The sequence below is a fragment of the Lelliottia wanjuensis genome, assembly GCF_030238365.1.
Lineage (GTDB): Bacteria > Pseudomonadota > Gammaproteobacteria > Enterobacterales > Enterobacteriaceae > Enterobacter > Enterobacter wanjuensis.
The window spans coordinates 54,329-66,949 of sequence record NZ_JASSOT010000051.1 but is presented as its reverse complement, the minus strand read 5'-3'; the positions used below and the strand labels follow the sequence as shown (position 1 = coordinate 66,949).

Genomic DNA, 12,621 nt, shown 5'->3' with positions numbered 1-12,621 from the left:
GTTGTGGAGGTGAAGTATGTGCGAATTGCTCGGGATGAGCGCCAATGTGCCAACCGATATCTGCTTTAGTTTCACCGGGCTGGTGCAGCGCGGTGGAGGAACCGGGCCGCATAAAGACGGCTGGGGCATTACCTTCTACGAAGGCAAAGGCTGTCGCACGTTCAAAGATCCGCAACCCAGCTTCAACTCTCCCATCGCCCGCCTGGTGCAGGATTATCCGATAAAATCTCGTTCGGTGATCGCCCATATTCGTCAGGCAAACCGCGGCGAAGTGGCGCTGGAAAATACCCATCCGTTTACCCGTGAGCTGTGGGGCCGCAACTGGACCTACGCCCATAACGGGCAGCTGACCGGGTATAAATCGCTTGAGACGGGGAATTTCCGTCCGGTGGGCGAAACCGACAGCGAGAAGGCCTTTTGCTGGTTACTGCACAAGCTGACGGAGCGTTATCCGCGCACGCCGGGCAACATGGAGGCAGTGTTTAAATACATCGGCACGTTGGCCCGCGAGCTGCGTGAGAAGGGCGTGTTTAATATGCTGCTGTCGGATGGGCGTTACGTGATGGCGTTCTGCTCGACTAATCTGTTCTGGATCACGCGACGCGCGCCCTTTGGTGTGGCCAAGCTGCTGGATCAGGATGTGGAAATTGATTTTCAAACCGAAACCACACCTGACGATGTGGTCACGGTTATCGCCACTCAGCCCCTGACGGGGAATGAAACCTGGCAAAAGATTATGCCAGGCGAGTGGGCGTTATTTTGTCTCGGGAACCGCGTAGTTTGACGCCAGCTGCGGGTGGACGACTTCATGACTCAGCGGTTTGCTGACGATGTAGCGACCATCCGCGACCGAGACGGTCGGCGGTTTGTGCGTCTGCTGGAAGTAGTCATACCCCGGTTTCAGCTGTTTCCAGAAATCCGCGTAGGTTGAGTACTTATGACGCTCCATGTTGGCATCGGTCATGCGGAACGGATAGATGCTGACCTGAACACCCGACTGGCCGAAGACTAACGCGCCGGTGACAAACTGGAAAATCTCATCAATACCGCTGTCCGTCATGGCGTAGCAGCCAATGGACACGCAGGCACCGTGAATCATCAGGTATTTACCTTCGTAACCATGCGCCCGATCGTAAGCGTTCGGAAAGCCGATATTGATGGCTTTATAGAAGCGGCTGTCGGGTTTGAGCTGATTGCGCTGAACGGTGTAGAAACCTTCAGGACTTTTAAAATCACCCTGACGTTGTTTCGGGCCGAGGCCACCGGAATAGTTACAGATTTTGTAGCTATCAAGCAGTTGATATGTCTCGCCCATTTTGACAAATAGATCGAGCGTGCGTTCTTCCTTGAAGATCTGAATATAAACCGGTGATCCCATTAATTGCTGTTTATATTCTTTGCTGACCGGTGTGGTTGAGCTGTTGCTGCCAAGCAGCCCTGCAAACGTGACACACGGGATCAGAAGCATCGCAATGAACAATGCGATTTTACGCATACTACAAGTTCCTTGATAAAGCCAAACCAACTTGCCAGGACGGCAAAAGAGACCCGAAATCAGAATACTCTGGATTAGGAGCGCTCACATTAGCATCGCTGCATTTTTTCGCAAGAGTGAACTAATGAGTTTACAAATTAGTTGGCATTTATAACTTATCCGGCGGCGTTTGAATCCAGGAACTTTGCGAAATTGTATGTGATGTGAACAGGGTGATACTTTTCAATTCTGATTCTTTAACTGTATACTTATCCAGTGAAAGGTGAGGGTTGAGTATGCGCAAAATAATCCATGTCGATATGGACTGCTTTTTTGCCGCAGTGGAGATGCGTGATAATCCGGCGCTGCGGGATGTCCCCATCGCCATTGGCGGCAGCCGCGTTAAACGTGGCGTGATCAGCACCGCCAACTATCCGGCGCGCAAATTTGGCGTGCGCAGCGCCATGCCGACCGCGATGGCCCTCAAACTCTGCCCGCATCTGATTCTTTTGCCCGGTCGCTTTGATGCCTATAAAGAAGCCTCGGTCCACATTTGCGAAATCTTCTCCCGCTATACGTCGCTCATCGAACCGCTCTCTCTCGACGAAGCCTATCTCGATGTCACGGACAGCGTGCACTGCCACGGCTCTGCCACGCTGATGGCGCAGGAGATCCGCCAGACCATTTTTAACGAGCTGAACTTAACGGCCTCCGCGGGCATCGCCCCGGTTAAATTCCTCGCCAAAATCGCCTCAGATCTCAACAAGCCGGACGGGCAGTACGTCATCACTCCCGATGAAGTTCCGGCGTTTTTGAAAACGCTGCCGCTGGGCAAAATTCCCGGCGTCGGTAAAGTCTCGGCCGCCAAACTGGAGACGCTCGGCCTGCGCACCTGCGAAGACGTGCAGAACAGCGATCTGGCGATGCTCCTCAAACGCTTTGGCAAGTTTGGCCGGGTGCTGTGGGAGCGCAGTCAGGGGATCGATGAGCGCAGTATTAATAGCGAGCGCCTGCGTAAATCCGTGGGAGTGGAACGCACCCTGGCGGAAGATATTCATGAGTGGAACGACTGCGAAACCATTATTGTCGAGCAGCTCTATCCCGAGCTGGAACGACGGCTGGCGAAGGTCAAACCCGATCTGCTGATTGCCCGTCAGGGCGTGAAACTCAAGTTCAACGACTTCCAGCAGACCACCCAGGAGCACGTCTGGCCGCGCCTGAATAAAGACGATCTGATTGCAACGGCCAAGAAAGCCTGGCAGGAGCGTCGAGGGGGAAGGGGAGTGAGGCTGGTGGGGTTGCACGTCACGCTGTTGGATCCGCAGCTGGAGCGGCAGCTGGTGCTGGGGCTGTAAAAAAGCCCGGTGGCAAGAAGGTAAATGCAAAACGGCAACCAGGTTGCCGTTTTTAGTGTTTGCGCCCTCTCCCGTGGGAGAGGGTTGGGGTGAGGGCATCAGACCGCACCCATCCCCATCCCCACTAGCAACTTACTTAGCCGGAATAGATTTCAGCAGTTCGGTCAGCAGCGTCCAGTAGTGGCCCACGCTTTCGATATGCACCTGCTCATCCGGAGAGTGCGGACCGGTAATGGTCGGCCCAATGGAGACCATGTCCATATCCGGGTACGGTTTCTTGAACAGACCGCACTCCAGACCCGCGTGGATCACCTGAATGTTCGGCGTGCTGTTGAACAGACGCTGATAGGTTTCACGCACCAGCGCCATGACCGGAGAGGTCGCGTCTGGCTGCCAGCCCGGGTAGCTGCCCTTGGCGGAGGTTTTCGCGCCAGACAGTTTGCCCAGAGATTCCAGCATGCTCACCACATACTCTTTACCGCTGTCGATAAGCGAACGGATCAGGCAGATGATTTCTGCGCTGTCGTCAGTCATGGTCACAACGCCGACGTTCAACGAAGTTTCTACGACGCCTTTCGCCACGTCAGAGTTGCGGATCACGCCGTTTGGCGTGGCGTTCAGCAGCTGAACAAAGCTGTCGCGAGACTGAGTGGTCAGCGCCGCTTTATCGCTGGTGACGGATTCCAGAACCACGGTCAGGTTTTTCTCTTTTACTGACAGTTCGTTTTTCAGGATATCCAGGTAGACGTTCGCCAGGTTTTTCAGCTCGTCGGCTTTATTCGCCGGGACCGCGATGGTGGCGAAGGCTTCACGTGGGATCGCGTTACGCAGCGTACCGCCGTTGAAGTCGACCAGACGCAGATCCAGCTCGGCCGCGTGACCGGCCAGGAAGCGCGCCAGCAGTTTGTTGGCGTTACCCAGACCCAAATGGATATCACCACCGGAGTGGCCGCCTTTCAGCCCTTTCAGCGTCAGCTTGAAGGTCTGGAAACCAGCAGGAATGGCTTCACGAGTCAGCGGCAGGGTAGAGATGAAATCAATACCACCGGCGCAACCCATGTAGATCTCACCCTCTTCTTCAGAGTCGGTGTTGATCAGGATATCCGCCTGCAGCCAGTTGGCCTGCAGACCAAACGCGCCGTCCATCCCGGCTTCTTCGGTCATGGTCAGCAGCACTTCCAGCGGGCCGTGCTCAACGCTATCGTCAGCCAGCACCGCCAGCGCGGAGGCCATACCGATACCGTTATCCGCACCCAGCGTCGTGCCGCGTGCTTTCACCCATTCGCCATCGATGTACGGCTGAATCGGATCTTTAGTGAAGTCGTGGTCGGTGTCGTTGTTTTTCTGCGGAACCATATCCAGGTGCGCCTGAAGCACAACCGGTTTGCGGTTTTCCATACCTGCGGTAGCCGCTTTACGAATCAGAATATTGCCTACCTGGTCACGCTCCGCGTGCAGGCCTTTTTCCTTCGCCCAGCCCATAATATGTTCGGCAAGCTGTTCTTCGTGATAGGAAGGGTGAGGAATGGAACAGATTTTGGCAAAAATATCCCACAGCGGCTGTGGAGATAATTGAGACAGTTCAGACACGATAAGTCTCCTTGTCGTGGCGCTGCAAACAAGCTTGCAGGTCACAGGGTTAGCAGGGTGATAGTCAGCACAAGTCGGGCTTGCGAGATGAGGTTGAGAATACCACTTTCTCCGTCCGCTGCTAGCATAAAGCAAGTAAAAACTCCCCGCTGGGCCGCTTAACACTGGTTTTTAGTGCGTCAGATCTCTATAATCTCGCGCAACCTATTTCCCTTCGAACACTTTTTAAGCCGTATATAAACAGGCTGGGACATCACATGAGCGAAAAATACGTCGTCACCTGGGACATGTTGCAGATTCACGCGCGCAAACTGGCTGCACGCCTGATGCCTTCTGAACAGTGGAAAGGCATTATTGCCGTGAGCCGTGGCGGTCTGGTACCGGGCGCACTGCTGGCGCGTGAACTGGGTATTCGCCATGTCGATACCGTCTGCATCTCCAGCTATGACCACGATAACCAGCGCGAGCTGACCGTGCTGAAACGCGCTGAAGGCGACGGCGAAGGCTTCATCGTCATCGACGATCTGGTGGACACCGGCGGTACTGCGGTTGCGATCCGCGATATGTATCCAAAAGCGCATTTCGTCACCATCTTCGCCAAACCGGCTGGTAAGCCGCTGGTTGACGACTACGTGATCGACATCCCGCAGGACACCTGGATTGAACAGCCGTGGGATATGGGCGTGGTCTTCGTGCCGCCGATTTCTGGCCGTTAATGACAGAACGAAATTATTTTTAACGCCCGGTGATGCCGGGCGTTGTTTTTTTTAGCCTCCAGCGCGTTACAATGGACTCTATGTGACGTAATCATGGAGGCAGCGCGCAATGACCCAGGCGAATCTTAGCGAAACCCTGTTCAAACCTCGTTTCAAACACCCGGAAACGTCGACGCTTGTTCGTCGCTTCAACCCTGGCAATCAGCCTGCTGTGCAGTCCGCCCTGGACGGCAAAAACGTCCCGCACTGGTATCGCATGATTAACCGTCTGATGTGGATTTGGCGCGGCATTGATGCCCGTGAAATTCTCGACGTGCAGGCGCGCATCGTCATGAGCGAGGCCGATCGCACCGACAGCGATCTCTACGATACAGTGGTTGGTTATCGCGGCGGCAACTGGATCTACGAGTGGGCCTCTCAGGCGATGATCTGGCAGCAAAAAGCCTCCCAGGAGCAGGACCAAACCCTCAGCGGCAAGCACTGGCTCCACGCCGCCAACCTCTACAGCATCGCTGCTTATCCACATCTGAAGGGCGACGACCTCGCTGAACAGGCGCAGGCGCTGGCGAACCGCGCGTATGAAGAAGCCGCCCAGCGTTTACCGTGCAACGTCCGCGAAATCGAGTTCACCATTCCCGGCGGCGCGCCGGTCACCGGATTCCTGCACATGCCGCCAGGCGAAGGCCCGTTCCCGACGGTGATGATGTGCGGTGGTCTGGACTCCCTGCAAATTGATTATTTCAGCCTGTTTGAGCGCTACTTCGCACCAAAAGGGGTCGCGATGCTGACGCTGGATATGCCTTCGATCGGTTTTTCCTCGAAGTGGAAGCTGACGCAGGACTCCAGTTTATTGCACCAGCATGCGTTAAAAGCGCTGGAGAATATTCCCTGGGTGGATCACACCCGCGTGGCGGCATTTGGCTTCCGGTTTGGTGCTAACGTCGCGGTGCGTCTGGCGTATCTCGAATCGTCGCGCCTGAAAGCGGTGGCCTGTCTGGGGCCGGTTGTCCATGCGCTGCTGAGCGATCCGACGCGTCAGGGAAGTGTCCCGGAGATGTATCTCGACGTCCTCGCCAGCCGCCTTGGCATGCATGATGCATCAGACGAAGCGCTGCGCGTGGAGCTGAATCGCTATTCCCTCAAAACGCAGGGTCTGCTCGGGCGCCGCTGTCCGACGCCGATGCTGTCCGGCTTCTGGAAGAACGATCCCTTCAGCCCGGAAGAGGAGTCGCGTTTAATCACCTCGTCATCTTCGGATGGCAAGCTGCTCGAGATACCCTTCAGCCCGGTGTATCAGAATTTTGACAAAGCACTGAACGAGATTACACGCTGGATCACCCAGAGATTGTGTTAATAGATTGCTAAATTTTGATGGTTTGGTAAAACAGTGGCTTCACAAAAGGAGATCGCAATGACGTTACCGAGTGGACACCCGAAAAGTAGACTGATTAAGAAGTTCATGGCTCTTGGCCCGTATATTCGAGAAGAGCAGTGTGAAGAGAATCGCTTTTTTTTCGACTGCCTGGCTGTTTGCGTCAACGTGAAGCCTGCACCCGAAAAACGGGAGTTCTGGGGCTGGTGGATGGAGATGAACGCGGAAGAGAAGCGTTTTACCTATAGCTATCACTTTGGTTTGTTTAACAAAGATGGCCACTGGGAAGCGACAACTATCAAAGATCAGGAAGTGATCGATCGTCTGGAGTTGACCCTGCGTGGTTTCCACGACAGAGCGCGCGAACTGCTGGCGACGCTGGATTTAAAGCTCGAACCCGCTGATGACTTCACTAACCAGCAGGTTAAGCTCTCCGCTTAACGCTTTACCCGCCTAAGCGACAGACAATAAAAAACCCGGCCACTTTTGCGCCGGGTTCTTTTTTATCCAATATCAGAACTGGTAGGTCATACCGACGGCAACGATATCATCGCTGCTCACGCCCAGTTTATTATCGTCGTCCAGCTGGTTGATTTTATAATCAACAAACGCGGACATATTTTTGTTGAAATAATAGGTCGCGCCGACGTCGATGTATTTCACGATGTCTTCATCGCCGATACCTTCAATATCCTTACCTTTAGACTGGACATAGCCCAGGGAAGGACGCAGACCGAAATCGAACTGATATTGTGCGACCACTTCGAAGTTCTGCGCTTTATTGGCGAAGCCACCGGAAATTGGGGTCATATTACGGGTTTCAGAATACATCGCCGCCAGGTAAATATCGTTGGCGTCATATTTCAGACCGGTTGCCCAGGCTTCCGCTTTATCGCCTTCGCCGCGCGCCAGCAGGTTCTGTGCGTTGGTACGGTCAGAGTTGGTGTACGCGCCGCTGACGGCGAAATCGCTGCCACCGAAGTCGTAAGTCAGAGAGGTACCGAAGCCGTCACCGTTCTGTTTCTTAGGATCGCGACCTTCGTTTTTGCCCTGATACTGGAGGGTCATGTCCAGGCCATCGATCGCGCCGAAGAAGTCGGTGTTGCGATAGGTCGCAAGACCAGTGGCACGCTTAGTCATGAAGTTATCGGTCTGCGCGGAAGAGTCGCCGCCGAATTCCGGGAACATATCGGTCCAGGCTTCCACGTCATACAGTGCGCCGAGGTTACGGCCATAGTCGAAAGAGCCGAAGTCTTTCAGCTTCACACCCGCAAAGGCCAGACGGGTTTTCTGCGTGGAATCGCTCTCGGCTTTGTTGCCGGAGAATTCAGCTTCCCAACGGCCATAACCGGTCAGCTGATCGTTAATTTGGGTTTCGCCTTTAAAACCAAAACGGACGTAAGTCTGGTCGCCGTCTTTAGTATCGTCATCACTCAGGTAATGCATTGCTTTTACTTTGCCGTACACGTCCAGTTTATTACCGTTTTTATTATAAACTTCAGCTGCGTGTACAGATGCGGAAGCCACTACGCCCATTACCACTAATGCCAGAGTGCTCTTTTTCATTTTCAATCCTGATGTTTTATAAAACGCGCTAATATTCGCTGAGCAATAAGATTCGGCTTATTACCCCGTGAAAAACAGGAAGGGTTTTATCGTCTGCGGGTGAAGGTTTTATGACAAAGTAAGAATATGTTTAAAAAAGTATGTTTTATTTTTTCAGTCATAAATCTGTCAAAATCTGCCGCTACGCTTCCTGATCCCGCGCAACAAAGTGGCGTGCTCAGTGCGCCAGCAGTTGGCAACGGCGCTGAGTCCTGTTAAAACGTCTGATTGACATCATTTTCCCTTATTGTTGAATGGCAGAGAATCATGAGTGACAGCCAGACGCTGGTCGTAAAACTCGGTACCAGTGTTTTAACAGGCGGATCGCGCCGCCTTAATCGCGCCCACATTGTTGAACTTGTCCGCCAGTGCGCACAGCTTCATGCCGCAGGTCATCGTATTGTGATTGTTACGTCAGGGGCGATTGCCGCCGGGCGTGAACATCTGGGCTACCCCGAACTCCCCGCCACCATCGCCTCTAAACAGCTGCTGGCCGCGGTCGGGCAAAGCCGTCTGATTCAACTGTGGGAACAGCTGTTCTCTATCTATGGCATTCACATCGGGCAGATGCTGCTGACTCGCGCCGACATGGAAGACCGGGAGCGCTTCCTGAACGCGCGCGACACCCTGCGTGCGCTGCTGGATAACAACATCGTTCCGGTCATTAACGAGAACGACGCGGTGGCGACGGCTGAAATCAAAGTCGGCGATAACGATAACCTCTCGGCACTGGCGGCGATTCTGGCCGGTGCGGATAAACTGCTGCTGCTCACGGATCAGCAGGGTCTGTTCACTGCCGACCCGCGTAATAATCCGGAAGCACAGCTGATTAAAGATGTGCACGGCATCGATGACGCCCTGCGCGCCATCGCCGGAGACAGCGTTTCCGGGCTGGGCACCGGCGGAATGGGTACCAAGCTGCAGGCCGCCGATGTGGCGTGCCGTGCGGGTATCGACACTATCATCGCTGCGGGCAGCCGTCCGGGCGTGATTGGCGACGTGATGGAAGGCCTCTCCGTCGGCACCCGTTTCCACGCTCAGGCTTCTCCCCTGGAAAACCGCAAACGCTGGATCTTTGGCGCACCGCCAGCCGGTGAAATCACCGTGGATGAAGGGGCGACCTCGGCGATTCTGGAAAGAGGGAGTTCATTACTTCCGAAAGGAATTAAAAGCGTGACAGGTAACTTCTCCCGTGGTGAAGTGATTCGTATCTGCAATCTTGAAGGTCGCGATATTGCCCACGGCGTCAGCCGCTACAACAGCGACGCGCTGAGGCGCATTGCCGGGCATCACTCACAGCAAATCGACGCGATTCTGGGCTACGAATATGGCCCGGTTGCTGTGCATCGTGACGATATGATCATTCGCTAAGGAGCCAATCATGCTGGAACAAATGGGCGCAGCTGCCAAAGCCGCCTCTTATAAACTGGCGCTCCTTTCCAGTCGCGAGAAAAACCGCGTTCTGGAAAAAATCGCTGACTATCTGGAAGCTCAGTCGCCGCAAATTTTACTCGCCAACGAGCAGGATTTAGCCGACGCGCGCAACAACGGCCTGAGCGAGGCAATGCTCGATCGTCTGGCGCTGAACCCTGCGCGCCTGAAAAGTATCGCCGACGACGTGCGTCAGGTCTGTAATCTGGCCGACCCGGTCGGGCAGGTGATTGATGGCGGGCTGCTCGACAGCGGCCTGCGCATCGAACGCCGCCGCGTGCCGCTCGGCGTCATCGGCGTGATTTATGAAGCGCGCCCGAACGTGACCGTCGACGTCGCATCCCTGTGTCTGAAAACGGGTAACGCGGCAATTCTGCGCGGCGGGAAAGAGACGTGGCGCACCAACGCGGCGACCGTGAAAGTCATTCAGCAGGCGCTGGAAGAGTGCGGCCTGCCAGCCGGTGCGGTTCAGGCCATCGAAAGTCCGGATCGCGCGCTGGTCAATGAAATGCTGCGCATGGACAAATACATCGACATGCTGATCCCACGCGGCGGTGCAGGTCTGCACAAGCTGTGCCGCGAACAGTCGACCATTCCGGTGATCACCGGCGGGATTGGCGTGTGTCATATCCTGGTGGATGAGAGCGCCGAATTAGCGCCAGCGCTGAAGATTATCGTCAATGCTAAAACCCAGCGTCCGAGCACCTGCAACACCGTTGAAACACTGCTGGTGCATCAGGGTATCGCAAAGACGTTCTTGCCTGCGCTAAGTCAGCAAATGGCCGAGAGCGGCGTGACGCTGCATGCGGATGACAACGCGCTGGCACTGCTGAAAGATGGCCCGGCCAAAGTGGAAGCGGTGAAAGCGGAACAGTATGACGACGAGTATCTGTCGCTGGATCTGAATGTGAAAGTGGTTGCCGATCTGGACGATGCCATCGCCCACATTCGCGCCCACGGCACGCAGCACTCCGACGCGATTCTGACCCGCACCCTGCGCAACGCCGATCGCTTTATCAATGAAGTGGACTCTTCGGCAGTCTACGTCAACGCCTCAACGCGCTTCACCGACGGCGGTCAGTTTGGACTGGGTGCCGAAGTGGCGGTCAGCACGCAAAAACTACACGCCCGCGGCCCGATGGGTCTGGAAGCGCTGACCACCTACAAGTGGATCGGCTTCGGCGATGATACGATTCGTGCGTAAATAAACGAGGGTGATGCAAAATTAGGCATTTGATTCGCAAGGCCATTGACGCATCACCCCGTTAGTTTTAACCTTTTGCACCGTGGTTACGCTCGTAACCGGCCTCTCAGGGCCGATATAGCTCAGTTGGTAGAGCAGCGCATTCGTAATGCGAAGGTCGTAGGTTCGACTCCTATTATCGGCACCATTTCAAACTCTCCCCAGGTCTACCGAAATCAACTAAAAGCCCGTATACTGCGGTTTATGGCCCGTATCTTATCTCCTGTTATCAGCTGGACTCAACCGAAATCAAGTCGCAGTTGGGGGCATAAGTGGGGGCATTCTGTGTTCGGTCCAGGGAGATGCCCCCAATGAAGCTTAATGCACGACAGGTAGATGCTGCTAAACCCAGAGAGAAAGCCTACAAGCTAGCAGATGGTGCAGGCTTGTATCTTGAAGTTGTTCCTTCTGGTTCACGATACTGGCGGATGAAATATCGATTCAATGGAAAAGAGAAGCGTATGGCTTTTGGTGTCTATCCGGCAGTGTCCCTTGCACAAGCGAGGGCACTGCGTGATGAAGCTAAGAAAAAGCTGGCCGAGGGTATCGATCCGTCTTTCGCAAAGAAAGAAGAAAAGCTGGTTCGCGATGTGCAGCTCAACAACACGTTTCAGTCTGTGGCGCTTGAGTGGCACGGCACGAAGGTAAGCCGGTGGTCAGAAGGCTATGCCTCCGACATTATCGAAGCCTTTAACAAAGATATTTTCCCTTATATCGGCCAGCAGCCGGTGAATGAAATCAAACCACTGGTTCTGCTGAATGTGCTGCGTCGTATGGAAAGCCGTGGCGCGACAGAGAAGGCCAAGAAGGTTCGCCAGCGCTGCAGCGAAGTCTTTCGTTACGCCATCGTTACCGGTCGTGCGGAATACAATCCTGCAGCGGATCTAACCAGCGCGATGTCAGGGCATGAATCGAAGCATTATCCCTTCCTTACTGTTGAGGAGTTACCAGACTTCTTTAAAGCTCTCGCAGGCTATACAGGAAGCCCGTTAGTTGTTCTTGCTGCTCGTCTGCTGATCCTTACGGGAGTTCGCACCGGCGAGCTTCGAGGTGCTTTCTGGAGTGAGTTTGACCTTGAAAAAGCGGTGTGGGAAATACCTGCAGAGCGTATGAAGATGAAACGGCCTCACCTCGTGCCCCTGTCTACCCAAGCACTAGAGATCGTACAGCAGCTCAAAGTGATGTCTGGGCAATATCCTCTTGTGTTTCCTGGGAGGAATGATCCCCGCAAAACGATGAGCGAAGCGAGTATTAATCAGGTGTTTAAGCGGATTGGGTATAAGGGGAAGGTAACGGGGCATGGTTTCCGTCACACGATGAGTACGATTTTGCACGAGGAAGGGTTCATTTCGGCATGGATTGAAACCCAGCTTGCGCATGTCGATAAGAATGCGATTCGCGGGACGTACAACCATGCGTTGTATCTGGAAGGGCGGAGGGAGATGATGCAGTGGTATGCGGATTACATTGGTAGTATTGGATTATCTGGACTCATAATTGCTTCTTTCAATACAACTGTTTAAGCGGACAGAAAGGATCACAATCTTAAGTTTGGTACCTTCAAAATGGAGGGACTGACAGTGATTTTTTTGATATTAGCTCGCGTTAAGCTTTAGGAGAGATTATCTTCTTTATTGCAATATGTGCAGTTCCGTGTAGTACTCAAACAGGCTTGATGTAGTGAGGATGGTGTAACACAATCTACCTATTCTATCCACTCATTCGGATTCGGGTTTACAGGAATCCGGATGGTTTTTGGGTAATGAATTTATTCCTGCAATGTAGAAGATTTTTGATTTAAAAAGCTCTTTTCCTAGAGCAACTCCTGTAGAATA

Annotated in this window: 11 protein-coding genes and 1 tRNA gene; 9 read left to right on the top strand and 3 right to left on the bottom strand. The window is 54.0% G+C overall.

The genetic code is table 11. The features are described 5' to 3' along the window. Positions 1–16: 16 nt before the first annotated feature. A complete protein-coding gene (locus QQF33_RS06290) occupies positions 17–784 on the top strand; it encodes a class II glutamine amidotransferase (protein ID WP_285154680.1) in 768 nt (255 codons plus the stop codon). Here QQF33_RS06290 and dpaA read toward each other — a convergent pair. Next, complete coding sequence (gene dpaA / locus QQF33_RS06285) at positions 755–1,495, bottom strand: peptidoglycan meso-diaminopimelic acid protein amidase (RefSeq protein ID WP_285157583.1); 741 nt, start codon at positions 1,493–1,495, stop codon at positions 755–757. The genes QQF33_RS06290 and dpaA overlap by 30 nt on opposite strands. Before the next feature lie 275 nt (positions 1,496–1,770). Between dpaA and dinB the strand changes: the two genes are divergently transcribed. Continuing rightward, positions 1,771–2,829, top strand: coding sequence for a DNA polymerase IV (gene dinB / locus QQF33_RS06280; protein ID WP_285157582.1), 1,059 nt, complete (start codon positions 1,771–1,773; stop codon positions 2,827–2,829). A gap of 132 nt (positions 2,830–2,961) precedes the next feature. On the opposite strand, the gene pepD is transcribed toward dinB, so the two are convergent. Further along, positions 2,962–4,419, bottom strand: coding sequence for a cytosol nonspecific dipeptidase (gene pepD, locus QQF33_RS06275; protein WP_285157581.1), 1,458 nt, complete (start codon positions 4,417–4,419; stop codon positions 2,962–2,964). A gap of 257 nt (positions 4,420–4,676) precedes the next feature. Between pepD and gpt the strand changes: the two genes are divergently transcribed. From gpt to crl, 3 genes are all read left to right on the top strand, one after another. Beyond that, the gene (gene gpt, locus QQF33_RS06270) at positions 4,677–5,135 is read left to right on the top strand and encodes a xanthine phosphoribosyltransferase (RefSeq protein ID WP_282492749.1); all 459 of its coding nucleotides are present in this window, start codon (positions 4,677–4,679) and stop codon (positions 5,133–5,135) included. A gap of 109 nt (positions 5,136–5,244) precedes the next feature. Beyond that, positions 5,245–6,489: an esterase FrsA gene (gene frsA, locus QQF33_RS06265; protein WP_285157580.1), complete on the top strand. Its 1,245-nt coding sequence runs from the start codon at positions 5,245–5,247 to the stop codon at positions 6,487–6,489. Positions 6,490–6,546: 57 nt separating this feature from the next. Beyond that, a complete protein-coding gene (gene crl / locus QQF33_RS06260) occupies positions 6,547–6,948 on the top strand; it encodes a sigma factor-binding protein Crl (protein WP_282492747.1) in 402 nt (133 codons plus the stop codon). Between the two features lie 72 nt (positions 6,949–7,020). On the opposite strand, the gene phoE is transcribed toward crl, so the two are convergent. Then, positions 7,021–8,073, bottom strand: coding sequence for a phosphoporin PhoE (gene phoE, locus QQF33_RS06255; protein ID WP_282492746.1), 1,053 nt, complete (start codon positions 8,071–8,073; stop codon positions 7,021–7,023). A gap of 306 nt (positions 8,074–8,379) precedes the next feature. Between phoE and proB the strand changes: the two genes are divergently transcribed. From proB to QQF33_RS06235, 4 genes are all read left to right on the top strand, one after another. Further along, positions 8,380–9,483 (top strand): glutamate 5-kinase, encoded by a 1,104-nt coding sequence (proB, locus tag QQF33_RS06250; protein ID WP_285145324.1) that lies wholly within the window; start codon positions 8,380–8,382, stop codon positions 9,481–9,483. Positions 9,484–9,493: 10 nt separating this feature from the next. Next, positions 9,494–10,747 carry a glutamate-5-semialdehyde dehydrogenase gene (proA, locus tag QQF33_RS06245; RefSeq protein WP_285149851.1) on the top strand — a complete coding sequence of 418 codons (1,254 nt, stop codon included), beginning with the start codon at positions 9,494–9,496 and terminating at the stop codon, positions 10,745–10,747. A gap of 111 nt (positions 10,748–10,858) precedes the next feature. Next, positions 10,859–10,934: transfer RNA gene (locus QQF33_RS06240), tRNA-Thr, on the top strand. A gap of 163 nt (positions 10,935–11,097) precedes the next feature. Continuing rightward, positions 11,098–12,309, top strand: a complete 1,212-nt coding sequence (locus QQF33_RS06235) for a tyrosine-type recombinase/integrase (RefSeq protein ID WP_285157579.1) — start codon at positions 11,098–11,100, stop codon at positions 12,307–12,309. Positions 12,310–12,621 lie beyond the last annotated feature (312 nt).

Excerpts from the sequence above, each read along its gene's own strand:
- gpt (WP_282492749.1), top strand. The coding sequence starts at position 4,677 with ATGAGCGAAAAATACGTCGTCACCTGGGACATGTTGCAGATTCACGCG.
- proB (WP_285145324.1), top strand. The coding sequence starts at position 8,380 with ATGAGTGACAGCCAGACGCTGGTCGTAAAACTCGGTACCAGTGTTTTA.
- QQF33_RS06235 (WP_285157579.1), top strand. The coding sequence starts at position 11,098 with ATGAAGCTTAATGCACGACAGGTAGATGCTGCTAAACCCAGAGAGAAA.
- proA (WP_285149851.1), top strand. The coding sequence starts at position 9,494 with ATGCTGGAACAAATGGGCGCAGCTGCCAAAGCCGCCTCTTATAAACTG.
- dinB (WP_285157582.1), top strand. The coding sequence starts at position 1,771 with ATGCGCAAAATAATCCATGTCGATATGGACTGCTTTTTTGCCGCAGTG.
- phoE (WP_282492746.1), bottom strand. The coding sequence starts at position 8,073 with ATGAAAAAGAGCACTCTGGCATTAGTGGTAATGGGCGTAGTGGCTTCC.
- frsA (WP_285157580.1), top strand. The coding sequence starts at position 5,245 with ATGACCCAGGCGAATCTTAGCGAAACCCTGTTCAAACCTCGTTTCAAA.
- dpaA (WP_285157583.1), bottom strand. The coding sequence starts at position 1,495 with ATGCGTAAAATCGCATTGTTCATTGCGATGCTTCTGATCCCGTGTGTC.
- QQF33_RS06290 (WP_285154680.1), top strand. The coding sequence starts at position 17 with ATGTGCGAATTGCTCGGGATGAGCGCCAATGTGCCAACCGATATCTGC.
- crl (WP_282492747.1), top strand. The coding sequence starts at position 6,547 with ATGACGTTACCGAGTGGACACCCGAAAAGTAGACTGATTAAGAAGTTC.